The organism is [Rhizobium] kunmingense, from assembly GCF_977018605.1.
In genome coordinates, this window is the sequence record NZ_CDRNXG010000001.1 from 2,020,664 (window position 1) to 2,045,660 (window position 24,997).

A 24,997-nucleotide genomic window follows, 5' to 3' on the forward strand; every position below is an offset into this window, starting at 1 on the left:
TCGTTCGGATCTCGTGTCGTCCTTACGCGCTGCCGCCGCGGGTGCGGGCGGCGCCGTCGACGGCCGGCTTGTAATTGGGGTCGAGGCGAACGGCGTGCGAATAGGACTTGTTGGCACGGGCGCGATCGCCGCGGCGCTCATAGACCAGTGCCTGGTTTGCCCAGGATTCGGCAATCCGGTCGTTCAACTCGATCGCATGGTTGAAATCGGCAAACGCGTTGTCGTCGTCGTTCAGTGCCACATAGGAAATGCCACGACCGTTATAGGGTTCCGGCGAGCTGGAGGACAGCGAGATCGCCTTGGAGAAATCCTCGATCGCCTGCGCGTGCTGGCCGCGGACCTGATAGATCAGGCCACGGTTGTGATAGGCGCGACCATCGGTCGTGTCGAGCTGGATGGCGCGGTTGAAATCGTTGAACGCCTCATCGTTGCGGCCGGCCTGGCGATAGATATTGCCGCGGCCGATATAGGCGACGTCATAGCTCGAGTTGATCTGGATGGCGCGATTGTAATCGTTGGCGGCCTCTACCGGCCTGCCCATGTTGCGATAGACGAGCGCGCGGTTGGCATATGCCTGATAGAATTGCGGGTTGAGCTGCAGGGCGCGATTGAAATCGTCGACGGCGCGCTTGAACTCGCCAGCACGGCCGTAAGCCGAGCCGCGGCTGTTATAGCCTTCGGGATCCTGCGGATTTGCCTGGATGACAGCCGAGAGCGACGCGATGTTTTCTTCCGACCCCTGGGCGCGGTCGACGCGGATGAGGTCCGTCGTCGTCGGGCCGGTCGCGCATCCCGCCAATGTCGCCATGCCGATAAGGGCGATCGCCAGAAGCTTCCTGGAGCGGAAGGCGGTCGTCAGCGAAGAGGGGGAGGCGATGATTTCATCGGTGGCAGCAGCAGTCTTGGCGACCATCAGGCGCAGATCCTCGTATCGGCATTGAGTCTCGTCGACTCGGAGCAATGAAAAAAGCGGCGGCGCCCAAGTCGCCCCCGCTCTCAAATCACATAAAAGCGTCGAAAAGACGGCCGATTAACGGCTGGTGCGCGCACCCGGAAGCAGGCCTTCGCGCTGCATGCGCTTGCGAGCCAGCTTGCGAACGCGACGAACAGCTTCAGCCTTCTCGCGAACGCGCTTTTCCGAAGGCTTCTCATAGCTTTCGCGCATCTTCATTTCGCGGAAAACACCTTCGCGCTGCAGCTTCTTCTTGAGAGCGCGGAGAGCCTGATCAACGTTGTTGTCGCGGACTAGTACCTGCACGTGAAATCCCGTTCCTTTGGTTCGTTACTCGCGCAGGAATCGTCTGAATTCGAGGCGAAGAAAATAGTTATGCCCGGCCTTGGACCGTGCGATTGGAGTGGCACTTAACAGATGAGTCCGGGGAAGTCCAGATGACTCTCCAGGGTAAGTGCGAAAATCGGCTGCAGCCCACAGATGCTGGCGAAGCATGCCTGCTCGCCCCGCCGGGTTCGCGGCTCGCACGGGACTATAGCATTTCGTGTGCTGATGAAAAATAAATTACCATAAGTGGCATTTTGAGAGATGCTGATGCAGATTATGGTTGCGTCCGGGCGCCCTGAAATTCGCATGTCAATTCAACGCATCATCAAGGGGACGCTGGCCTTGCCAGCCGAGGGGCGAAGCATGTTCAAAAAAACGATGTGCATGAGCGTGGTGTTGTGCCTGATCGGGTGCTCGCCGAATATGGATGTCAAACCGGTACAGTTCGGCGAGACGAAGGGTGTCGTCAGCGGCGCGAACCTGAGGCTGGTGACGGAAAGGCGGCAATCTGCCTATCCGAATGTCGTGTGCAGCGAGCCTAGCCCGGATTATGCCGTGGCGTTCGGCTCGACGAGAAAGCTCGATGTCAAGGCTCCGGCCGGCAGCACGCGCTCGTCCGCTACGGTCGACGTGGTCACGTCGGAATATGTGCTGGAGGGCGAGGGGCGAGCCGAGGCGGTGCTGGCCCTGCGCGACGGTCTCTACACGGCCTGCCAGAGTTACGCCAACGGCATTATCGGCAAGGATGCCTATGCGATCATTCTGAGCCAGTACGGCAATCTGCTGCTCGGCCTCGTCGGGCGGCAAGGGGCGAGCGCCGTGCCCGCGTCCGGTCCGCATGCCGCCATGTCGGCCATGACGGTCGCCTGCATCAGCGGGCATGACGGCACGCGCAACGGCGCTTCCGCCTATTCGTCCAATTCGTTGCTGACGCAGCAGTTCTGCTCCGAGGTGCTGCGGGCCGTGCTGCGTCGTTCTGGCGGGCCGCCGGTCGTGAGGATCAATCCAGCGGTGACGACAAAGCCGGGCGACGAGGGCGGGGCAGGCGGCAGTCCGGTTGCGGGAGCGGCCGGGCAGGTCAAGCGTTAGGTCTTCTTCCCGCTCGCGACCCGCTGCCGTCGAAGCCCGCCGAGGCCGATCGTCGCTCTTTCGTCTCGTGTCGAAACAATCTTCCGATGCGTCGCAATATGGCCATTGCGGCGCATATTGATTTGCGATGGGTATAGCACTACCCAGATGGTCATGGAGCCTGCCGGTGTTTGCGCCGGCGGTGAAAGAGGCCGAGCAAGGAAGAGGTGCGCGATGCGCAAATATTCGGTTTTCGCCATCGCCCGAGAGGCAATGCGCGCCCACAAAGGCTGGGAGGCGCAGTGGACGTCGCCCGAGCCGCGCTCGTCTTACGATGTCATCATCGTCGGCGCCGGCGGACATGGTCTGGGCGCTGCGTATTACCTCGCCAAGGAGCATGGCATCACCAATATCGCGGTGATCGAGAAGGGCTGGCTTGGCGGCGGCAATACCGGCCGCAACACCACCATCATCCGCTCCAACTATCTCTATGAAGAGAGCATGGACATCTACGAGCATTCCCTCAAACTGTGGGAAGGCCTGAGCCAGGATCTCAACTACAATACGATGTATTCGCCGCGCGGCGTGATGATGCTGTCGCACAATGTGCATGACCAGCAGTCGTTCAAGCGGCATATCAATGCCAACCGGCTTTACGGCATCGACAACGAGTGGATGACGCCGGAAGAGGCCAAGGCCTTCGTTCCTGTCCTCGATATTTCAAAGACGGCGCGCTATCCGATCAATGGCGCCGCCCTGCAGCGTCGCGGCGGCACGGCGCGTCATGACGCGGTCGCCTGGGGGTATGCGCGCGCTGCCGCTGACCGCGGCGTGCACATCATCCAGAACTGCGAGGTCACCGGCATCCGTCGCGGGCCGAGTGGCGAGGTTCAGGGTGTCGAAACCTCCAAGGGTTTCATCGGCGCAAAGAAGATCGGCGTGTCGGCGGCCGGCCATTCCTCCGTCGTGATGGAAATGGCGGGCGTACGCGTGCCGCTGCATTCCAACCCGTTGCAGGCGCTGGTATCGGAGCCGCTCAAGCCGATCTTCCCCTGCGTGGTGATGTCCAACACGGTGCATGCCTATATCTCGCAGTCCGACAAGGGTGAGCTGGTGATCGGCGCCGGTACCGACCAGTACAATTCCTACAGCCAGACCGGTGGCTTGCAGATCATCACCCATACGCTGGACGCCATCTGTGAACTGTTCCCGATCTTCCGGCGCGTCAAGATGATGCGCCAGTGGGGCGGCATTACCGACAACACGCCGGACCGTTCGCCGATCCAGGGGGTGACACCGGTGCCGGGGCTGTTCGTCAATTGCGGCTGGGGTACGGGCGGCTTCAAGGCGACGCCGGGTTCTGCCAACCTGTTTGCGCATCTGATCGCCAAGGGCGAGCCGCACAAGCTGGCTGCCGGCCTGACGCTCGACCGGTTCCGCACCGGCCGCCTGATCGACGAAGCGGCTGCTGCCGCCGTCGCGCATTGATGAACAGGGGATAGACCAGATGCTTTTGATCCACTGCCCCTATTGCGAGGAAGACCGCTCGGAACTGGAATTCCGTTGGGCCGGCGAGGCGCATATCGCCCGGCCTGAAAATATCGTGGCGATTTCCGACGAAGAGTTCGCGGAATTCTTCTTCCTGCGCAACAACGAAAAGGGCCTCACCTATGAACGGTGGCGGCATATCCATGGCTGCGGCCGCTTCTTCAATGCAGCGCGTGATACCGTGAGTGACAGGTTCCTGATGACCTACAAGGCAGGCCTTCCGAAACAACCGATCCCGAGCGAGGCAAAGTCCGAAGCAATGGCCGGGGAGAACGTCGTCGAGACGTGGGAAGCAACGGAAGGAGACGCACGATGAGCGCATCCTCCAATTCCGGTGCATTTCGCATCAAGGGTGCCGGTCGCCTTACGCCTGCCCGCACCGCCCGTTTCACCTTCGACGGCAAGAGCTATACAGCGCTGGAAGGCGATAGCGTCGCGTCGGCGCTTCTGGCGCATGGCGTGCATCTTCTCGGCCGTTCGTTCAAGTATCACCGTCCGCGCGGCGTTCTGTCGGCTGGCCCGGAGGAGCCGAATGCGTTGCTCGACGTGTCGCGCGATGCGGCCCGCCGCCAGCCGAATGTGCGCGCCACCGTGCAGGAAGTGTTCGACGGGGCGAAGATCACCTCGCAGAACCGCTGGCCATCGCTGAAATACGATATCGGCGCCTTCAACGACGCACTGTCGCCGTTCTTCGCTGCCGGTTTCTACTACAAGACCTTCATGTGGCCGCGTGAAGCGTGGCACAAGATCTATGAGCCGATCATCCGTCGCGCCGCCGGCCTCGGCGTTGCGCCGACAGAAGACGATCCCGACCACTATGCCAGCCGATATGTTCATTGCGACGTGCTGATCGCGGGTGCCGGTATCGCCGGGCTGACGGCGGCGCTGTCGGCGGCCGCGACCGGCAGGAAGGTCATTCTGGTCGACGAACAGCCGGAAGTCGGTGGGGCGCTGCACCACGATGTGTCGACGACGATCGGCGGCGAGAACGGCTATGACTGGGCACAGGGCGCGGCCGCAAAGCTGAAGGCCATGCCGAATGTGACGGTGCTGCCCCGCACGACCGTGTTCGGCTATTACAATCACGGTTTTCTCGGCCTCGTCGAACGCGTCACCGACCATTTGCCCCGTCCGGGCAAGGATCTGCCGCGCGAGCGGCTGTGGCAGGTGCGGGCCAAGCGCACCATTCTCGCCACCGGTTCGATCGAGCGGCACATGGTGTTTGCCAACAACGACCGGCCGGGCATCATGCTGGCTTCGGCAGCGCGCACCTTCATCAACCATCATGGTGTTGCCGTCGGCCATAATGTCGGTGTCTATACCGCTCACGACAGCGCCTACGAGGCGGCCTTCGACCTCAAGCGCGCAGGCGTTACGATCGCGGCTATCGTCGATAGCCGCGACAAGCCGGGCGAGGCGGTGCTGACCGAAGCGCAAAAGCTCGGCATCACGGTGCTCGTTGGCCATTCGGTCGTCGATACGTCGGGACGGTTGCGGATCAATGCGATGACGGTTGCCCGCAACGGCAATTTCGATCGACGCAAGATCAAGGTCGATGCGCTGATCGTTTCCGCCGGCTGGACGCCGTCGGTGCATCTGTTCTCGCAATCGCGCGGCAAGCTGAAATTCGACGAGGCGAACCAGCGGTTCGTGCCGGATGTCTACGCGCAGGCTTCGATCTCGGTCGGCGCCTGCAATGGTACCGACGACCTCGCGGAACTGATCGACGAGGCGATTACCGCAGGCGGCGGGCGGCTGGCGCTTTCCGGCGATAACCGCTTCGAGTGGACGGGCGGCATGATCGGGGCCGGCGAAGGCGCCGGACCGGACGATGCGGTCAAGGCCTTTGTCGATTTCCAGCATGACGTGACCGCCAAGGACATCCGCCTTGCGGTGCGCGAGGGCATGCACTCGATCGAGCATATCAAGCGCTTCACCACAAATGGCATGGCGTCGGATCAGGGCAAGCTTTCCAACATGCATGGTCTGGCGATTGCATCGGAAATGCTCGACCGGCCGATCCCGCAGGTGGGGCTGACGACCTTCCGCGCGCCGTACACGCCGGTGACCTATGGAACGCTGATCAACCACTCGCGCGGAGACCTGTTCGACCCCGCGCGCAAGACGCCGATGCATGCTCTGGAAGCTGCGGAAGGCGCAGAGTTCGAGGATGTCGGCAACTGGAAGCGCGCCTGGTATTTCCCCAAGCGCGGCGAGGATATGGCCGCTGCGGTCAACCGTGAGTGCCGGACGGTGCGCGAGGTGGGCGGCGTGTTCGACGCTTCGACGCTCGGCAAGATCGAGGTCGTGGGGCCGGATGCGGCCAAATTCCTCAACCTGCTCTACACCAATGCCTGGGACACGCTGAAGCCGGGCAAGAGCCGGTACGGCATCATGACCCGTGAGGACGGCTTCATCTATGATGACGGCGTCGTCGGGCGTCTGGCGGAAGACCGGTTCCATGTGACGACGACGACCGGCGGCGCGCCGCGCGTGCTCAACCATATGGAAGACTATCTGCAGACGGAATTCCCGCATCTGAAGGTCTGGCTGACCTCGACGACGGAACAGTGGGCGGTAATTGCCGTGCAGGGACCGAAGGCGCGCGAGATCGTCGAGCCCTTCGTCGAAGGGCTCGACATCTCCAACGAGGCCTTCCCGCATATGAGCGTCGCAGAGTGCACGTTCATGGGCGTTCCGGCGCGGCTGTTCCGCGTGTCGTTTACCGGCGAGATCGGTTTCGAAGTCAACGTGCCGGCTGACTATGGCCCGGCTGTGTGGAAGGCGATCTGGCAGCGGGCGCAAGGCATGGGGGCATGCCTTTACGGCACCGAGACCATGCACGTTCTTCGCGCCGAAAAGGGCTACATCATCGTCGGCCAGGATACGGACGGTACGGTGACACCCGACGACGCGGGTTATGGCTGGGCGGTTTCCAAGAAGAAGACCGACTTTGTCGGCATCCGTGGCCTCAAACGCCCGGACCTCGTCCGCGACGGCCGCAAGCAGCTCGTCGGGCTTCTGACGAAGGACCCGAAGGAGGTGCTGGAGGAGGGCGGCCAGATCGTCGCCGATCCGAACCAGCCGAAGCCGATGACAATGCTCGGTCATGTGACTTCGTCCTACTGGTCGGAGACACTCGGTCGTTCCATCGCGATCGCGCTGGTGGCCGGTGGGCGCGAGAAAATGGGCCAGACGCTTTATGTGCCGATGGCGGACAAGGTGATCGAAGTCGACGTGACCGACATGGTGTTCGTCGACAAGGAAGGAGGCCGGATCAATGGTTGAATCAATTCTTGATGCTGGAGTTGGTGTCGTGATCGCCACCCGCAGCCTGCCGCTCTCCGGCACCCATGGCGGTTCTGCTGTCGTCCGGCTGGAACCGGCCGCGCCCGCAACCCGCATCTCGCTGCGGGCCGGCGTCGAGGATGTCGCAGCTCTTTCGAGCGCGCTCGGTGTCGATCTGCCGGTAAGGCCGAAGACGTCCGCCCATGCTAACGGCCGCACGGCGCTGTGGCTCGGCCCGGATGAGTGGCTGGTGATCGACGAGGGCGAGAGCGGGCTGATGACGGCGGCCGCCAATTCCGGCGCGCTGCATTCGGCGACCGATATCTCGCACCGGAATACGGCGATCCTCGTCTCCGGATCGGGCGCCGCCGATGCGATCAATGCCGGTTGTGCGCTCGACCTCTCGCTCGACGTCTTCCCGGTCGGTGCCTGCACACGCACGCTGTTCGGCAAGGTGGAGGTGGTGCTGCTGCGCACTTCAGAGGAGGCGTTTCGCATGGAAGTGTGGCGCTCGTTCTCCGACTACGCGTTCGGCCTGCTGTCGGAAGGTGCTCGCGACGCGGCGCTCTGAAACACGCCGCAGGGGAGAAGCCGGTTCGCGTCGGGAACGACGGGCGAGGCAGTGTTCGACCTTCGGCTAATTGCACTCGAGAGGTCTATATCGCACCCTCCCGTCAAAACATGGGAGGGGCGTCATGCCGAGTGTGTTGTTCATCGTGATCTGCCTCGCCGCCGCCGTTGCGGGCGGGACCGTGGCGGCGCGGTTTGCCGGCGTCGAAGTCTGGAAGGGTTTGCTGGTCGCAGGCGCTGCGGCCCTGGCCGCGCTTCTCGCCGCTTTCCTGCCGGGCATGGACCGGACGCTCGCCATGTCGATGGGCGGGCTGATCGCAGCCGGCATTGCCGGTTCGTCGCTCGGGCTGACCGCTGCGGGAACTGCACCGATCCTGATCGGCGCTGCCGCGCCACCTCTTCTGGCGATGCTCATGCTGGAGATGGGGTGAGGGACGGCGGCATTACTCGCCCGGATGCTGCTCGCGCCGCTTGCGGATCTTCCGGTCGAGATCCCATTCGTGATAGCGCATGGCGACATAGGCCAGGATCACGATGATGGCTGGTAGCACGTAATTATAAAACGTCCAGAAATCCATCAAGAGAGCCTCTTCAAGGTTCGTCTTGCGAAGTAGTGTAATATGACTGCGCTCACAAACCATCTGGCAAGGCCGGTCAGAAACTGCGAACGCCCCATCGCGGCGAATGCGATCACGCTGTAGCCGTAACCCGCAAGTGGCGTGAGCACGCCCACCGTGAAACAAGCCGTCGATGCCCTGTCGAACGCATTGGCCAGCAGTTTCGTCTGCTCAATCTCGGCAGTGTTCAAATCGCCCATGGATCGCCCCAATCCCTTGGTGCGATCATAGGTTGTGGTTGGGTGCTGTCAAACCCCTTCGGGGCGGTCCTTCGGGTCGAACTGGACGATGGTGATCCAGTTGGCGGTGAGCGCCGGTTTCTTCTCGTCTTCGATCTCGATCGACACATCATAGGTGGTCATCAGCATGCCGGCGCCGCGAAAACGGAAGTCCGCGAGGGTGAAATGGCCGCGCACACGCGCGCCGCTTTTGACCGGCGACATGAAGCGGACGCGGTCGAAGCCGTAATTGATGCCCATCGTCTGTTCGCGGATTTTCGGGATGGCGCTGTAGTTCATTGCCGAAAGCAGCGACAGGCTGAGAAAGCCATGCGCAATCGTTCCGCCGAACGGGCTTTCGGCTGCGGCGCGAAGCGGATCGACATGGATGAACTGATGATCGAGCGTGGCATCGGCGAATGTGTCGATCATCGTCTGGTCAACGGTGATCCAGTCGGAAACGCCCAGCTGCTGGCCGATCAGGCCGGGTACTTCGACGAGAGAAATTTCACGCATGCAAGCCGCTTTCTCATATTTTCACCGCCTGTTTCTACAGGGTTTTTGCGGCTTGGCGAGTTGTTTTTGCACTGCATCATTTTGCGACGCAAAAGCGCACGGAACGGGCGACGAGCTGGCCGTCGAAGGGGCGATAGCGGAGGAGATCGTACCATTCCTGGCCGGGAAGATTAAACCGGGTATCGGCGTGGCCGCGATTGAACAGCACGGCCAGCTTCGCCGGTTGGCCGGTGGCGATTTCCTGCGTGTTGAGGAGCATGCCGAGTACGGCGTTGTCGGGGTCTTCCCATTCGGGCACCTGCATCGCCGCACCGGATGCGGAGGTCCACTCGATATCGCCCTGGCCACTGAAGAAGTCCACCTGCGAGAATGCGGTAAAGCGCTTGCGCAATTCTGCAAGCGTCGCCGTATGGCTGATGAGATCGGCATCGAGCGCCGACCAATCCATCCAGGTAATCTCGTTGTCCTGGCAATAGGCGTTGTTGTTGCCGCGCTGTGAACGGCCGGCCTCGTCGCCCATGGTCAGCATGATCGTGCCGCGGCTGGCAAACAGCGTCGACAGAAGCGATTTGACGTCGGCAAGACGGCGTTCGCGAACGGCCGGGTCGTCGGACACGCCCTCGACGCCGTTGTTCCACGACAGGTTCTCGTTATGGCCGTCACGATTGTCCTCGCCGTTCGCATCGTTGTGCTTGTGCCGGTGCGACACGAGATCGAACAGGGTGAAGCCGTCATGGGCTGCGAGGAAATTGACTGTGCGGGTGTGGCCGGATTTCGCGAAGATGTCGGATGAGCCGGCCAGCCGCGTGGCGAGCGCACCGGTCATCCACTGGTCGCCGCGCCAGTATTTGCGCATGTCGTCGCGGGCGCGGTCGTTCCATTCGAGGAACGGGGCAGGGAAATTGCCAAGCTGATAGCCACGGGGTCCGATATCCCAAGGCTCGGCGATAAAGATGCGGTCCTTCAGCAGGTCGTCCGACAGCATGGCTTCCAGCGTGCCGCCATGGACTTCGAAACCGTTTGCCGTACGGCCGATGATCGGGGCGAGGTCGAAGCGGAAACCGTCTATGCCCGCGTGGAGTACGAAATGGCGCAGCGTATCGACGATCAGGCGGCGGACCATCGGGTGATCGGCGGCGATCGTGTTACCGGTGCCGGTATCGTTGACCAGATGGCCGGGTTCGCCGGGTACGTGGCGATAGTAGGCGAGGTTGTCGAGGCCGCGCATGGAAAGCGTCGCTCCATAGCGGTCGCTTTCGCCCGAATGGTTGAAGACGAGGTCGAGGATGACGCCGATACCGGCCTCATGCAGCTTTTCGACCGTGTCGCGCAGCTCCGCCATGCCGCCGGGGCACAGCCGCGGGTCGAGCGCCATGAACGCGACCGGATTGTAGCCCCAGCCGTTGGTAAGACCGAGCGGTCCCAGGTGTCGCTCGTCGATCCACGCGGTGATCGGCATCAGTTCGATCGCATCGACGCCGATCCTTTTCAGGTGGGCGATGATCGCCGGGTGGGTGAGTGCGGCGACCGTGCCGCGGATCTTTTCCGGGATGTCTGGATGGAGGATGGTGAAGGGCTTGACCGCCACTTCGTAAACGAGGCCACCGGGAGCAAAGAGGGGGAGAGCGACTTCCGCCGCGATATCTTCGGTCGCGATCGCCTTGGGGACCAGATGGGCGGTGTCTGCGCCGAACGTGGACAGCGCGCGATCATGGTAGAAGGGGCGGTCGAATTCCTTCGCATAGGGGTCGACGAGCAGCTTTGCCGGATCGAACCAGAGGCCACGATCGGGGTCATACGGCCCGTCGGCGCGAAAACCGTAGAGCTGGCCGGGTTTCAGGCCGGGTATGGAGGCGCGGTGAATGTCGTCCTCGCCGCGGGTCATCGGATGGCGAGCGGTTTCGGTTACGCCCTCGGCGGCGAAGAGGCAGAGTTCGATCTTTTCGGCAGTTGCGGAGAAGACGGCGAAGTCTATGCCGTAGAGGGTGAGGGTGGCGCCGAGTTTTGTAGGTGTCGATTGAGCCATGCTTGATTTGTCTCTGCCAAAATCAGTTTACTCGTCCAGCGTACATGCTGGCGGCCGTCCCTCATCCGCCGCCGGCACCTTCGCCACGCTCGCGGGGAGAAGGACAGGAGCTGCAGCCTCCTGCATCTTGCGGCGTAGAGTAGGGCAGGTTCCCTCTCCCGTTTACGGGGAGAGGGTCAGGGTGAGGGGCAATCCGCATCCTGCAACAGTCCGCTGGCACCGCCCCCTTGCAGTCGAGATCAGGTGATCACCGTCGGTGCATCGCGACCCGAGCGCTTCTTCAGTTCGGAAATCTCGTCCGCCACCGCGATCAGGTCAGCGAGCGCCTCCTGCGTGTCGATGCCGTGCTTTGCCGCGTCCGGCTCGTAACGCTCGACATAGACGCGGATCGTCGCGCCCGAGGTGCCGGTGCCCGAAAGGCGGAAGACGACGCGGGAGCCGCCTTCGAAGAGGACGCGGACGCCCTGGTTCTTCGAGACCGAACCGTCGACCGGATCGTGATAGGCGAAATCATCGGCGGCTGCGACCTTCAGCGCGCCGAAGCTCTGGCCCGGCAGCGAGGCGAGTTTTTCGCGCAGCGCCGTCATCATGCCGTTGGCGGCGTCGGAATCGACTTCCTCATAATCGTGGCGGGAGTAGTAGTTGCGGCCGTACTCGGCCCAGTGCCCCTTGACGATTTCGGCGACGCTCTCGTTGCGGCCGGCCATGATGTTGAGCCAGAAGAGCACCGCCCAGAGACCGTCCTTTTCGCGTACGTGGTCCGAGCCGGTGCCGAAGCTTTCTTCGCCGCAGACGGTGACCTTGCCGGCATCGAGCAGGTTGCCGAAGAATTTCCAGCCGGTCGGCGTCTCGTACATGCCGATGCCGAGCTTTTCGGCGACGCGGTCGGCAGCCGCGCTCGTCGGCATGGAGCGGGCGATGCCGGCGATGCCGCTGGCGTAACCGGGGGCGAGCTTGGCATTGGCGGCGATGATCGCGAGGCTGTCGGACGGGGTGACGAACATGCCCTTGCCGACCACCATGTTGCGGTCGCCGTCGCCATCGGAAGCGGCGCCGAAATGCGGGCCGTCGGCGCTCATCACGTCGTCATAGAGTTCCTTGGCGTGGACGAGGTTCGGGTCCGGGTGGTGGCCGCCGAAATCCGGCAGCGGGGTGGCGTTGCGCACCGAGCCTTCCGGCGCGCCGAGGCGGATCTCGAAGATCTCCTTCGCATAGGGGCCGGTAACGGCGCCCATGGAATCGATCGCGATGCGCACGCCGCTGGCGATAAGCGCGCGGATGGCGCCGAAGTCGAACAGCTGTTCCATCAGTTCGGCATAGTCGGCCACCGGATCGATCACCTCGACTTCCATGCCGCCGACGATGAAGGTGCCGGTGCGGTCGAGATCGAGATCCTCGACGTCGGCGATCTTGTAGGTGTCGATCACCTTTGTACGGGCGAAGATGGCGTCGGTGATCTTTTCAGGTGCCGGTCCGCCGTTGCCGATGTTGTACTTGATGCCGAAATCTTCGGTCGGGCCGCCGGGATTGTGGCTGGCAGAGAGCACGATGCCGCCGAAGGCGTGGTATTTGCGAATGACGTTGGAGGCGGCCGGCGTCGAGAGAATGCCGCCTTGGCCGACCATGACCTTGCCGAAGCCCGCGGCGGCGGCCATCTTGATCGCCTTCTGGATGACTTCGCGGTTATAGTACCGGCCGTCGCCGCCGATCACCAGCGTCTGCCCCTCGAAGCCTTCGAGACTGTCGAAAATCGCCTGAATGAAATTTTCCGCGTAATTTTCCTGGGCGAAGACCGGGACCTTCTTGCGCAGGCCGGACGTGCCCGGCTTCTGGTCCTGGTAAGGGGTCGTTGCGACGGTCTTGATCATACTCAAATACCTTTTCTTTCAAGAATTTCGGAAAAGAGCGCGGCGTAGAGGGCGGCGCTGCGGTTCCACGAAACATCGGATTTCATGCCCTGCTTCTGGATACCAGTCCAGATATTTGGGTCGTTATAAAGGCGTATGGCGCGGCGTATGGCGCGCATCAGGTTATCGGTCGTCAACGGGCCGAAGGAAATGCCGGTGGCCGCGTTTGCCGCAAGGCCCGCATGGCTCGCGTCGATCACCGTATCGTTGAGGCCGCCGACGCGGGCGACGATCGGCACGCAGCCGTAGCGCAGGCCGTAAAGCTGGGTCAGGCCGCAGGGTTCGAAGCGGGAGGGGATGACAATCGCGTCGCAGCCGGCCTGCATCAGGTGCGACAGCGGCTCGTCATAGGCGGCGATGACACCGATGCGGCCGGGGTGTCGCAGGGCCGCCGCGTGGAAGGCATATTCCAGAATGCGATCGCCGGAGCCGAGGACGGCGAGGCGCGCGCCGTGGGCGACGAGATCGTCGAGCGCTTCGGCGAGCAGGTCCATGCCCTTCTGGTCGGTCAGCCGCGAGACGACACAGAAGAGAGGACTGTCGTCGATATCGAGCGCAAAACGCTCGGCCACCATCTGCTTGTTTTCCGCTCGCGCTTCAAGGCTAGCCGCGGAATAGGCACTGGCGAGAAGCGGGTCCGTCTCAGGGTTCCAGACATCGGTATCGATGCCGTTGACGATGCCGGTCAGGTCTTCGGAGCGGTGATGCAGCAGACCTTCCAGCCCCATGCCGTATTCGGGCGTGAGGATCTCCTCGGCATAGGAGGGGCTGACGGTGGAAATCTCCCAAGCCGCCTGCAGGCCGGCCTTGAGGAAACCGACCTTGCCGTAATATTCGACGCCATCGATCGAGAAGGCATGCGGCGGCAGTTTCAGTTCGGGGAAAATGCCGAAATCGAAAACGCCCTGGAAGGCGATGTTGTGGATGGTGATGACGCTTGGAACCTCGGGTTCCTCGGCGTAACGCATGTAGGCAGGCACCATGGCAGCCTGCCAGTCATGCACGTGAACGAGGTCCGGCTTCCAACCGCCGGGATCGCCGGTCAATCCCTGTTGGGCGATGATGGCGCCGGCTTTCGAGAGCGCTGCGAAACGCCGCCAGTTGTCGAAGTGGTCCGCGCCTGTCGGATCGAGATAGGGCCCGCCTTCGCGATCGAACAAGTCCGGACAATCGAGGATCAGCAGGTCGAGCCCCCTGTACTCGATTTCGACAATGCGGGCCTCGGCACCGAGAAGGTTATGAAAGGTGCGGCGGAGCGTGCCATCGGCGGCGATGCGCATGACGGCAGGATAGCCGGGGATCAGCGTCTTGACCGCGATACCCTGTTGGCCGAGTGCGAGCGGCAGCGCGCCGGCGACGTCGGCCAGCCCGCCGGTCTTGATCAGCGGATAGATTTCCGAGGCGACAGACAGGACCTGCATCACAAATCCAGCTTGTCTATCATCTTCTGGGTAATCAGGCAGATGCCGCCCTCGCTGCGGCGGAAGCGCTTTGCGTCGAGTTCCGGTTCCTCGCCGACCACCAGGCCTTCGGGGATGGTCACGCCGTGGTCGATGACGACATCGCGCAGCTGGGCGCGGCGGCCGATCCTGACATTCGGCAGAACGACCGCGCCTTCCAGCTTTGAATAGGAGTTGGCGCGCACGCCGGTGAACAGCAGGCTGCGGTTCAACGAGGAGCCGGAGATGATGCAGTCGCCGGAAATTACCGAGGATGTGGCCGAACCGCGGCGGTCCTCGTCGTCATGGACGAATTTCGCCGGCGCTGTGATTTCCGCATAGGTCCAGATCGGCCAGGATTTGTCGTAGAGATCGAGGCCGGGAATGATCTCTGTCAGGTCGATATTGGCCTGCCAATAGGCATCGATCGTGCCCGCATCGCGCCAGTAGGGTTCGCGCTCGTAATCGGAACGGACGCAGCTGTCGGCGAAGCGGTGAGCGACGGCTTTGCCGTGCTCGACGATATAGGGGATGATGTCCTTGCCGAAATCGCGGCTCGAACCGGGCGTCTCGGCATCGCGCTTCAGGGCTTCGATCAGGAATTTCGTGTGGAAGATGTAGATGCCCATCGAGGCGAGCGCAAAATCCGGCTTGCCGGGAATGCCCGGCGGATCGGCAGGCTTTTCGACGAAGGCGATGATCTTGTCCTTGTCGTCGACATGCATGACACCGAAGCCGGTCGCTTCCATGCGCGGCACTTCCAGGCAGCCGACGGTGACGTCGGCGCCGGAATTGACATGCTGCTGGAGCATGATCTCGTAGTCCATCTTGTAGACGTGGTCGCCGGCAAGGATGACCATGTATTCCGGGGCGTAGCCCTCGATGATGTCGATGTTCTGATAGACGGCATCGGCCGTGCCGTCATACCACTGCGTTTCGGAAACGCGCTGGGAGGCGGGCAGGATGTCGAAGCTTTCGTTGCGCTCCGGGCGGAAGAAGTTCCAGCCGCGCTGCATGTGGCGGATCAGCGAATGCGCCTTGTACTGCGTCGCGACGCCGATGCGGCGGATGCCGGAATTGAGTGCGTTCGACAGCGCGAAATCGATGATGCGCGTCTTGCCGCCAAAATAGACGGCCGGCTTGGCGCGCCGGTCGGTCAGTTCCTTCAATCGGCTGCCGCGGCCACCGGCCAGAACATAGGCCATGGCATCGCGGGACAGCGGCTGGAAGCGTTTGTCGTTCATGGGTCTCCCTCCCTTATGCGTTGTTTTCCAATTCCAGCATGATCGTCGCCAGTGGCGGCAGCGTAACTTCGGCCTGAATGGTTCCTCCCGCATTCACGGCCTGCACGCGTCCGCCATTGCCCTTGCCGCTGCCGCCGTAAATCTCGGCATCGGTATTGAGGATTTCCCGCCATCTTCCCGCATTTGGCAAGGGGAGACGGTAATTTTCCCGATAAACGGGGGTGAAATTGGTGATGACCGCCACCGGTTTTTCACCCGGCGCCATGCGCAGCCAGGCGAAGACCGAATTGTCGGCGTCGTCGACGATCAGCCAGCGGAACCCTTCGCCCTCGCAATCGCGTGCGTGCAGTGCGGGCTTGGAGCGATAGCAGAAGTTCAGGTCGCGCACGAGGCGCCGCATGCCTTCATGCGGCGCATAAGCCAACAGGTTCCAGTCCAGAGACTTGCTCTCGCTCCACTCGCTCCACTGGGCGAATTCCTGGCCCATGAACAGCAGCTTCTTGCCAGGATACCCCCACATGAAGCCGTAGTAGGCGCGCAAGTTGGCAAACTTCTGCCAGTCGTCGCCGGCCATCTTGGCGATCAGCGATCCCTTGCCATGCACGACTTCGTCATGGCTCAAGGGCAGGACGAAGTTTTCGGCAAAGGCATAGACGAGGCCGAAGGTGATGGCGTTGTGGTGGTGCTTGCGGTGGATCGGCTCGCGCGCGAGATAGCTCAGCGTGTCGTGCATGAAGCCCATGTTCCACTTGAAGCCGAAGCCGAGGCCGCCCTCATGAACCGGCGCCGAAACTTTCGGCCACGAGGTCGATTCCTCGGCGATGGTCATCACGCCGGGATGGGCGCCGTAGGAAAGGGAATTCATCTTCTGCAGGAAGCGGACCGATTCGAGGTTTTCGCGGCCGCCATATTCGTTGGGGATCCATTCGCCTTCACGCCGCGAATAGTCGAGGTAGAGCATCGAGGCGACGGCATCGACGCGCAGGCCGTCGAGGTGGAATTTCTCCGACCAGTAGAGGGCGTTGTTGACCAGATAGGACAGCACCTCCGAACGGCCGAAATTGTAGATCGCGGTGTTCCAGTCCGGGTGGTAGCCCTGGCGCGGGTCGGCGTGCTCGTAAAGCGCCGTGCCGTCGAAATCGCGAAGGCCATGGGCGTCGGTCGGAAAATGCGCCGGCACCCAGTCGAGGATGACGCCGATGCCGACCTTGTGGCAGCCGTTGACGAAACGGGCAAAGCCTTCCGGCTCGCCGAAACGGGCGGACGGCGTGTAGAGGCCCGTCGTCTGGTAGCCCCAGGAAGGGTCGTAGGGGTGTTCTGTGATCGGCAGGAACTCGATATGGGTGAAGCCCATGTCGACGCAGTAGGGAATGAGGCGTGAGGCAAGCTCGTCCCACGAGAGGAACGAGCCGTCGGCGCCGCGCTGCCAAGAACCGGCATGCACCTCGTAGATGGTGATCGGCTGGCGGCGGTGATCGGCCTTGGCCCAGAACTCCCTATGTGCCTCGTCGTCCCAGACCTGCGAAAGCTCCGGTGTCGTCACCGAGGCCGTCTTCGGTCGCATTTCCGCCCGGCGGGCAAAAGGGTCGGCCTTCAGCGGCAGAAGCGTGCCGTCCTTGCCGATGATCTCGAACTTGTAGGCCGTACCGACCGGCACGTCGGGAGCGAAGATTTCCCAGATGCCGGTATCCTGCCGCAGCCGCATCACGTGGCGGCGGCCATCCCAGTTGTTGAATTCGCCGACGACGGAGACGCGCTGCGCATTCGGTGCCCAGACCGCGAAGTGGAAACCTTCGACGCCTTCGTGTTTCATCGGGTGGGCGCCCATCTTGTCGAAGAGACGCAGATGCGAGCCTTCGCGCAGAAGATAGTCGTCCATCGGACCGAGCACGGGGCCGAATGTATAAGGGTCGGTGACGGCCCATTCGACATCGCCGCGGCGCGCACGGTAGCGCACCGGCTGCAATTGCGTCGCCTCGACGATGCCTTCGAAATAGCCGTCCTTGTGGCGCTGTTTCAGTTCACCCAGCTCAGTGCCTGCCAGCGACAGAGCGGTGACTTCTTCGGCACCGGGAATGAAGCAGCGCACACGATACTGATCGCCGAGCTTGTGAAGCCCAAGCACGGCGAACGGGTTCGTGTGGCTACCTGCGAGTATCGCCTCGATCTCGGATAACGGGATTTCTCCAGGAGCTCTCCCGTTATCGAGCGCATTCGGCGATTTTGTCATCAGGCTCTCCAGATTTCCGACGCATATTGGCGGATTGTGCGGTCCGAAGAGAACCATCCCATGCGGGCGGTGTTCCTTACCGTCTTTGAATACCAGGACTTAGGGTCTGTCCAGATTTGGTCAACGGTGCGCTGGGCCGCGGCATAGGCGTCGAAGTCGGCGGCGACCATGAACCAGTCGTGGTTATAGATGCCGTCGATCAGCTCCTGGAAGCGGTTGCGGTCATCCGGAGAGAAGACACCGGAGGCGATCGCGTTGAGCGCCTGCGACAGTTCCGGCGACTTTTCGATCAGGGCGCGAGGATTGTGACCTTCGGTACGAACCTTCGCTACCTCGTCCGCCGTCAGGCCGAAGATGACGATATTGTCTTCGCCGACATGCTCGCGCATTTCGACATTGGCACCGTCGAGCGTGCCGATGGTGAGTGCGCCGTTGAGACCGAACTTCATGTTGCCGGTGCCGGATGCTTCCATGCCGGCGGTCGAGATCTGTTCCGAAAGGTCGGCGGCGGGCACGATGGTTTCGGCCAGCGAGACGTTGTAGTTCGGCACGAAAACGACCTTGAGCAGGCCGCGCACCGACGGGTCGTTGTTGATGACGCGCGCGACATCGTTGGCCAGCTTGATGATCAGCTTGGCATTGTGATAGCTCGGCGCCGCCTTGCCGGCGAAGAGTTTGACCCGCGGCACCCAATCCAGCTCGGGATGCGAGCGGATCTGATCGTAGAGGGCGACAGCCTCGATGATGTTCAACAGCTGGCGCTTGTATTCGTGAATGCGCTTGATCTGGATGTCGAACAGCGCCGAAGGGTCAAGCCTTATGCCCATGCGGCTACCGACGAGATTGGCGAGCGCGATCTTGTTCGCCCGCTTCACCGACGCAAACTTCTCCTGGAAGCTTGCATCGTCGGCGAACTTGTCGAGTTCGACCAGCGCTTCCGTATCATCGAGGAACTTGTCGCCGATCGTTTCGCGAATGAGCGAAGTGAGACCGGGATTGCACTGCATCAGCCAGCGGCGCGGGGTGATGCCGTTGGTCTTGTTGTTGATGCGGGTGGGATAAAGCGTGTGCAGGTCGGCAAAGACCGTCACCTTCATCAGGTCGGTATGCAGCGCCGAAACGCCGTTCACCGAATGCGAGCCGACAAAGGCGAGGTTGCCCATGCGCACGCGCCGTTCGCCGCCTTCGTCGATCAGCGAGATCGAGCGGACCTGCGTATCCGAGAAACGCTTTTCCTTGCGCGCTTCCATGAGGATCTTTGCGTTGATCGCATAGACGATCTGCATGTGGCGCGGCAGGAGACGCTCGAAAAGCGGCACCGGCCAGGTTTCCAGCGCTTCCGGCAGAAGCGTGTGGTTGGTGTAGGAGAAGGTTTGGCGGACGATTTCCCACGAGAGATCGAAATCCATGCCGTGGATATCGACGAGAAGGCGCATCAACTCACCGATCGACACGGCCGGATGGGTGTCGTTGAGCTGGATGGATACCTTTTCATGCAGGTTGGTGAAGTCCGGGTATTGCTGCAGGTGGCGGCGCAGAATGTCCTGCAACGAGGCCGAGGAGAAGAAGAACTCCTGGCGCAGGCGCAGCTCCTGGCCGGCCGGGTTGGCATCGGCCGGGTAGAGGACGCGGGTCAGGCTCTCCGCCTTGTTGCTCTCACGCAGCGCGCCGATATGGTCGCCGGCGTTGAAGGCATCGAGCAGGATCGGGTCGATCGGCTGGGCCGACCAGAGGCGCAGCGTGTTGACGCGGTTGCCGCGCCAGCCGACGATCGGCGTGTCATAGGCCATGGCGATGACGCGTTCGGCGGGCTTCCAGACGTAGCGAGGCGTATCTTCATAGCCGCCGACCGTGTCCACCGAACCGCCGAAGCCAATCTCGTAGGAGCTTTCGCGGCGTTCGAATTCCCACGGGTTGCCGTGGGCCAGCCATGTTTCGGGTAGTTCCACCTGCCAGCCATCCGCCATCTGCTGGCGGAAAAGGCCGTGGACATAGCGGATGCCGTAGCCATAGGCAGGGATGTCGACCGTCGCCATACTCTCCATGAAACAGGCGGCGAGACGGCCGAGGCCGCCGTTGCCGAGCGCCGCATCGGGCTCAAGCCCGGCGATGACCGAGACATCGACGCCGAGCGAGGTGAGCGCGTCGCGGATTTCGGCCATCAGGTCGAGATTGCTGACGGCATCCCGCATCAGGCGGCCGATGAGGAATTCCAGCGACAGGTAATAGACGCGCTTCTGCCCGGTTCGATAGGCTTGCCGCGTACTCTCCATCCACCGGTCGATGATGCGGTCCCGGACGACCAGAATGGTGGCAGTCAGCCAGTCATGCGGCTTGGCGACCTTGGCGTCCTTGCCGATACGGTAGGTCAGGCGCTCGATGATCTCTTCCGCCATGATCTCGGGACGAGACGAGCGGGGGGCCGGATAGGGGATTTCGACGGGGGAGGTGGTGTTTGTCATATAGTCGCCAATTGTTCTCGGTTGAGCGGGTGGAGGAACGTCCGATTCAGTCGATATGGCAGAATGTTACCGGCACAGTTATGCATCGTTGTGAACGCCTTGCAACGGGGGATTTCGGAGGCAGGCAAGGTGGCAGCGTGTGCGACGCAAAAAGCCCCGCGGGGGCGGGGCTTTTGAGGTGGAATCGAGATGTTTTCGACTACTTCGTCAAGCGGACAAATTCCCCATCCGGCGCGCAAGTCGTGGCGACAGTGTAGAAAAAGTCCTGACGTGAAAAGCCACCACCGTCTTCCCATGCATGCTTCGAGGTCTTGTCGCAAACCAGGATGTCATCAAGCGGGCTGGTCACCCCCTTCGGCAATTGCTTGCCTTCAACGAAAAGGTAGTGACTCGTATCCGGGTTGTCGGTGCGCAAGGTCAGATCGACCTTGGAATACTGTACTAGATCAGACTTATAGCAATAGACCTTCGATCCGGAGAGATACAGGCGCTCGCCGGTTGGGCAGCTATCATTCTTGATTTCCATCTGTAGAACTAGCTTTGTGTATTTGCCAAGGTTCAAAATGCCGCTCGGGCTGACGATCATCGTGCCCTGACCGCCATCATCGCGGGTGACCGGCTGATAAGTCACGGTACCTATTATTTCTTCCTTGGTGCTGTTCGGCCTGACGACGCGGATCGTCACCTTTTTCCAATACCAGCCCTGCGCCTGAGTAGGCGTGAAGGTAATGGTCTTTGGCTTCAAAGGGGCGATCGATTGCGATGCTACGCCGACGTCCGTGCTTGATACACCGGCCAGACGCATGAGGCTGTTGTCAGATTTTCCCTTAATGGACACGTCGACATTCTGGCCCGTCATCGTCACGGTGTAGGTTGCGCCCTTCGGAAGCTTGTCTTTGTAGCCGTCTAGGAACGCCTTTGCCTTCGTGATCGAGGTCTGCGGATTCGTGCCGTCATAGACGGCGCCGCCGGCAAGTGCCGCAGCGTCGGCGATGCCCTGCATATTCGTCTTTTCGGTGTATGCCGTGGAAAAATCGATCACGACCCCGGCGGAAAGCAAAAGCGGCACCATGAGCAGAGCCGTCATCATGCCGAAATTGCCGTTACGGTCGGCTGTAAAGCGCTTGAGCATAGACATCGTCGTGATCGTCCCCCGGTCGATGCGCGGCGAATTCGCGCATTACGGATGAAATACGCGCGTAACCGTGCAGAAACGCCTAGCGGAGACGGTTAAATTTTATCGATGTGACGAAATCAGCGTCAAAACGGGTCTACTTGACCGGTATCACGTCAACCGCCTGGTCGGCCTTCTGATTTCCGTAACCTTTGAGCACGCCGATGACCGGGGCGATGTCGGAATAGTCGCGGCCATAGGCGACAACGATGTGGTCGCTGCCGGCGGGAATGTCGTTGGTCGGATCGAACTCGACATAGCCGAGTGTTTCGCCACACCAGACACGCACCCAGGCATGCATGGCGTCGGCGCCTTCCAGGCGCTCCTTGCCGGGCGGCGGCAGGGTGCGCAGGAAGCCTGAGACATAGCCTGCCGGAATGCCGAGACTTCTCAAGCCGACGATCATCACATGGGCGAAATCCTGGCAGACGCCGCGTTTCAGCTTGAAGGCTTCGGCCGGTGTCGTGTCCACCGTCGTGGCGTCCGCGTCGTATTTGAAATCGCGGTGGATGCGCTTGCAGAGCGCCGCCGCCATTTCCCGCACGGTTTGCCCGGGTTTCACCGTCTCGCGCGCATAGGCGGCGATCGTCTTGTCCTCGGGAAGGCGTGGACTGGTGCCCGACAAATGATGGGGCGAAGACGGGGCGACCGACCAGACATCGGCAAGCTCGCGTTTCAGGCCGTCGAGCGTGGGGGAAAAGTCGGCGGTCATCGTCGGCGCCTCGACCATGACGCGGGCCTGCATGCGGATATCGAGCCGCTCATGCGGGGCACGGACCAGAACCGAGGTCGCCTGCTGGCCGAAGAAATCGATGAAGGTCGTCTTCTCGTCGGTTGCGGGCGAGACGGTGATGGATCCGGCAATCAGACGCTGGCGGTCGGGAAGCGACAGCGGCAGGACGCGGATCACATGGCGGGCGCCGGAAGCCGGCACGTCATAGGCATAGCCCATGCGCAGGGAGAGGTCGTAGAGCATGGCGCGGTCCTCTCCTTCGTCTCAGTGGAAATAGGTTCGCCCGAGAAGATCGGAGAGGTTCTCCAGATCCGTCTCCAGCCTGCGGTAGATATCGTCGCTCATCGTTTCCGGCGTCATCACCGCAAGGCCGGAATGCAGTCGCATCGCCTCGCGATAGAACGGGGACATCTGGCCGTTGACGAAGGCGTTGGGCAGTTTTTCCACTTCCGTGCGGATCTCGTTCAGCTGGAACAGGATCGAACGCGGGTTGAGCGGATCGAGACCGAGCAGATCGTTGACCGTCAGGCGAGCGGTGTTGACGTTGTAGCGCCGACGGTGGGTCATGACGCTGTCGCCGATTTCGAGCAGCATGTCGAGCGCGCCGTCCGGCGCATCCGGGCCGGACATATGGCCGAGAAGGCGGGTCATGTGCAACGCCCGCTCCAGGTGACGGCCGATCGACAGGAACCGCCAACCGGTGAAGCGGTACATGTTTTCGTGGACGAGACCGGCAAAGCCCGCGAGCTTGCGTAAGAGCACGGTCATCGCATGTGCCGCGTCGTCGCCGGCCTGGGCCGCCTCGTGGAAACGCTTGGCGCTTTTTGCCAGATCGGCGAGCGCCAGCCAGCCATCCGGCGAGAAGCGGTCGCGGATGTTGCTGGCGGAATAGATGGCGCTGTTGATATTGGCGATCAGCGGTGCGGGCACCGCCTTCTCCATGTCGATGTCGATGGATTTCAGATAGCGCGCGACGTCCGCCAGAAGCGGGGCGTCGGGATTGGCGGATTCCGCATAGCGCAGGTGCCAGGCGCGCAGGATGCGCAGCGCACCTTCCGCCCGCTCGATATAGCGGCCGAGCCAGTAGAGATTGTCGGCGGCGCGTGATGGCAGCGAACCCGGCATGTTGCGGGTAAAGCTTTCCTCCGGCGGCAGCAGCGTCGATTTCGAGACCGGCTTGTCGGAGACGATCCAGACGTCGGCCGCAGCCCCGCCCGACTGCATGGCGATCGCCGCGACATCGTCGCCGGCACCAATGCGGGCAAAGCCGCCGGGCATGATTTCCCAGCCGTCCTGGGTGCGGGCGACGAAGACGCGCAGCGACATCGGCCGTGGTGTCAGCTTGCCGTTCACCCAGACCGGCGTTGTGGAGAGCGTCACGACTTCCTGGCCGACAAGTTTGGCGCCTTCACTGGCCAGCCAGTCGCCGACCGTCTCCTTCGCCGTTTCGCGCAGCGACGAACCGAGAACGGACTGGCCGTTGTCATCGAAGAAGGGCAGGCGGGAATAGGCTGGGCCGATGACCATGCGCTCGATGTTGCTCGCCACCTGCTCGCGCTCTGAGGCCTGGCCGCACCACCATGTGGCGACCGATGGCAAGATCGGGTCTTCGCCGAGAAGGCGGCGACAAACCGTCGGTGCGAAGGCCAGAAGCGCGCGCGTTTCAAGAATGCCGGAGCCCAGCGCATTGACCTGGGTCAGCGAGCCGGAGCGCAGCGCCTGCACCATGCCGGGCGTGCCGATATGCGAGTTCTGATCGAGTTCCAGCGGATCGGCATAGGAGGCATCGAGGCGGCGCCAGAGCACGCCGATGGGTTTCAGGCCCGCGACCGTGCGCACCATGACGCGGTCGTTGACGACAGTCAGGTCCTCGCCTTCCAGAAGCATGAAACCGAGGTAGCGGGCGATATAGGCGTGTTCGAAATAGGTTTCGTTGGCGGGTCCCGGCGACAGGACGGCGATGCGGTCTTCCGGGTTCTGCTTGCGCGACTGCAGCGCATCGCGGAAGGCACCGAAGAAGGAGGCGAGGCGGTGGACATGCGTCTCGCCGTAGATATCGGAAAAGGCGCGGGTGGTGGCAACGCGATTTTCCAGCGCGAAGCCGGCGCCGGAGGGGGCCTGGGTGCGATCCGATAGGACCCACCAGTTACCGTCCGGCCCGCGGCCGATCTCGAAGGAACAGAAATGCAGGTAATGGCCGCCGACCGGCTTTACGCCCACCAGCGGGCGGAGGAATTCCGGGTTGGCCGCAACCAGCTGCGGCGGCAGGAACCCTTCCTCGACCAGACGGTTCTCGCCGTAGATATCGGCAATCATCGCTTCCAGAAGATCGGCGCGCTGCTTGAGGCCGCGGGAAATCCCTTCCCATTCGTTCTCGTCGATCAGGACCGGGATATGCGACAGCGGCCAGTTGCGTTCGCCGGTGCCGCCGGGGCCGGTCGTATCATAGGTGCGGTAGAAGACGCCGGCGTCGCGCAGGTAGCGGTCGGCACGGGCAAAACGCTCCTGCAAGTCGCCTTCCGACAGACGGCTCAAATGGGTGATGAGGTTCTGCCAAACCGGCTTGATGGCGCCGTCTGCATCGAGCATTTCGTCGGCAATGCCGGGCAAAGCGGCATAACCGAGGATCGGATCGTTCTCGATCTCCTCATCCATGCGCCGCTCGCTCGCCGTTTGCG

At 62.2% G+C, this 24,997-nt stretch carries 20 protein-coding genes; 6 read left to right on the forward strand and 14 right to left on the reverse strand.

All coding sequences use genetic code 11. From position 1 onward, the window contains the following. Positions 1-22: 22 nt before the first annotated feature. Complete coding sequence (locus AC0JZ4_RS09515) at positions 23-913, reverse strand: tetratricopeptide repeat protein (protein WP_471886143.1); 891 nt, start codon at positions 911-913, stop codon at positions 23-25. Between the two features lie 117 nt (positions 914-1,030). Next, positions 1,031-1,258, reverse strand: coding sequence for a 30S ribosomal protein S21 (gene rpsU / locus AC0JZ4_RS09520; protein ID WP_471886144.1), 228 nt, complete (start codon positions 1,256-1,258; stop codon positions 1,031-1,033). A gap of 384 nt (positions 1,259-1,642) precedes the next feature. On the opposite strand from rpsU, the gene AC0JZ4_RS09525 reads away from it, so the two are divergent. From AC0JZ4_RS09525 to AC0JZ4_RS09550, 6 genes are all read left to right on the forward strand, one after another. After that, entirely contained in the window at positions 1,643-2,368 is a 726-nt protein-coding gene (locus AC0JZ4_RS09525; RefSeq protein WP_471886145.1) for a hypothetical protein, read from the forward strand. Positions 2,369-2,581: 213 nt separating this feature from the next. Next, the gene (locus AC0JZ4_RS09530; RefSeq protein ID WP_471886146.1) at positions 2,582-3,835 is read left to right on the forward strand and encodes a sarcosine oxidase subunit beta family protein; all 1,254 of its coding nucleotides are present in this window, start codon (positions 2,582-2,584) and stop codon (positions 3,833-3,835) included. 19 nt (positions 3,836-3,854) lie between these two features. After that, positions 3,855-4,211, forward strand: a complete 357-nt coding sequence (locus tag AC0JZ4_RS09535; RefSeq protein WP_471886147.1) for a sarcosine oxidase subunit delta — start codon at positions 3,855-3,857, stop codon at positions 4,209-4,211. Continuing rightward, positions 4,208-7,183, forward strand: a complete 2,976-nt coding sequence (locus AC0JZ4_RS09540; protein WP_471886148.1) for a sarcosine oxidase subunit alpha — start codon at positions 4,208-4,210, stop codon at positions 7,181-7,183. Before AC0JZ4_RS09535 ends, AC0JZ4_RS09540 begins: the two co-directional genes overlap by 4 nt. After that, positions 7,176-7,754, forward strand: a complete 579-nt coding sequence (locus tag AC0JZ4_RS09545; protein ID WP_471886149.1) for a sarcosine oxidase subunit gamma — start codon at positions 7,176-7,178, stop codon at positions 7,752-7,754. The genes AC0JZ4_RS09540 and AC0JZ4_RS09545 overlap by 8 nt, the downstream gene beginning before the upstream one ends. Before the next feature lie 124 nt (positions 7,755-7,878). Then, positions 7,879-8,184 carry a hypothetical protein gene (locus tag AC0JZ4_RS09550; RefSeq protein WP_471886150.1) on the forward strand — a complete coding sequence of 102 codons (306 nt, stop codon included), beginning with the start codon at positions 7,879-7,881 and terminating at the stop codon, positions 8,182-8,184. 12 nt (positions 8,185-8,196) lie between these two features. Here AC0JZ4_RS09550 and AC0JZ4_RS09555 read toward each other — a convergent pair whose 3' ends face one another. From AC0JZ4_RS09555 to AC0JZ4_RS09610, 12 genes are all read right to left on the reverse strand, one after another. Beyond that, positions 8,197-8,331 carry a hypothetical protein gene (locus AC0JZ4_RS09555; protein WP_471886151.1) on the reverse strand — a complete coding sequence of 45 codons (135 nt, stop codon included), beginning with the start codon at positions 8,329-8,331 and terminating at the stop codon, positions 8,197-8,199. After that, positions 8,331-8,570: a hypothetical protein gene (locus tag AC0JZ4_RS09560; RefSeq protein ID WP_471886152.1), complete on the reverse strand. Its 240-nt coding sequence runs from the start codon at positions 8,568-8,570 to the stop codon at positions 8,331-8,333. The genes AC0JZ4_RS09555 and AC0JZ4_RS09560 overlap by 1 nt, the downstream gene beginning before the upstream one ends. A gap of 48 nt (positions 8,571-8,618) precedes the next feature. Then, positions 8,619-9,104: a MaoC family dehydratase gene (locus AC0JZ4_RS09565; protein WP_471886153.1), complete on the reverse strand. Its 486-nt coding sequence runs from the start codon at positions 9,102-9,104 to the stop codon at positions 8,619-8,621. Positions 9,105-9,180: 76 nt separating this feature from the next. Further along, entirely contained in the window at positions 9,181-11,130 is a 1,950-nt protein-coding gene (glgX, locus tag AC0JZ4_RS09570) for a glycogen debranching protein GlgX (protein WP_471886154.1), read from the reverse strand. Positions 11,131-11,369: 239 nt separating this feature from the next. Continuing rightward, positions 11,370-12,998, reverse strand: coding sequence for an alpha-D-glucose phosphate-specific phosphoglucomutase (locus tag AC0JZ4_RS09575; protein ID WP_471886155.1), 1,629 nt, complete (start codon positions 12,996-12,998; stop codon positions 11,370-11,372). A 2-nt stretch (positions 12,999-13,000) separates the two neighbouring features. After that, positions 13,001-14,458 carry a glycogen synthase GlgA gene (glgA, locus tag AC0JZ4_RS09580; protein WP_471886156.1) on the reverse strand — a complete coding sequence of 486 codons (1,458 nt, stop codon included), beginning with the start codon at positions 14,456-14,458 and terminating at the stop codon, positions 13,001-13,003. Further along, positions 14,458-15,720, reverse strand: coding sequence for a glucose-1-phosphate adenylyltransferase (gene glgC / locus AC0JZ4_RS09585; protein ID WP_471886157.1), 1,263 nt, complete (start codon positions 15,718-15,720; stop codon positions 14,458-14,460). Before glgC ends, glgA begins: the two co-directional genes overlap by 1 nt. Positions 15,721-15,733: 13 nt before the next feature. Continuing rightward, entirely contained in the window at positions 15,734-17,950 is a 2,217-nt protein-coding gene (gene glgB / locus AC0JZ4_RS09590; RefSeq protein WP_471886158.1) for a 1,4-alpha-glucan branching protein GlgB, read from the reverse strand. Next, positions 17,950-20,412, reverse strand: coding sequence for a glycogen/starch/alpha-glucan phosphorylase (locus AC0JZ4_RS09595; protein ID WP_471886159.1), 2,463 nt, complete (start codon positions 20,410-20,412; stop codon positions 17,950-17,952). The genes glgB and AC0JZ4_RS09595 overlap by 1 nt, the downstream gene beginning before the upstream one ends. 199 nt (positions 20,413-20,611) lie before the next feature. Next, positions 20,612-21,550, reverse strand: a complete 939-nt coding sequence (locus tag AC0JZ4_RS09600) for a TadE/TadG family type IV pilus assembly protein (protein ID WP_471886160.1) — start codon at positions 21,548-21,550, stop codon at positions 20,612-20,614. Between the two features lie 133 nt (positions 21,551-21,683). Further along, positions 21,684-22,562, reverse strand: coding sequence for a transglutaminase family protein (locus AC0JZ4_RS09605; protein WP_471886161.1), 879 nt, complete (start codon positions 22,560-22,562; stop codon positions 21,684-21,686). A 21-nt stretch (positions 22,563-22,583) separates the two neighbouring features. Then, positions 22,584-24,974, reverse strand: coding sequence for a circularly permuted type 2 ATP-grasp protein (locus tag AC0JZ4_RS09610; protein ID WP_471887847.1), 2,391 nt, complete (start codon positions 24,972-24,974; stop codon positions 22,584-22,586). Positions 24,975-24,997: the final 23 nt, after the last annotated feature.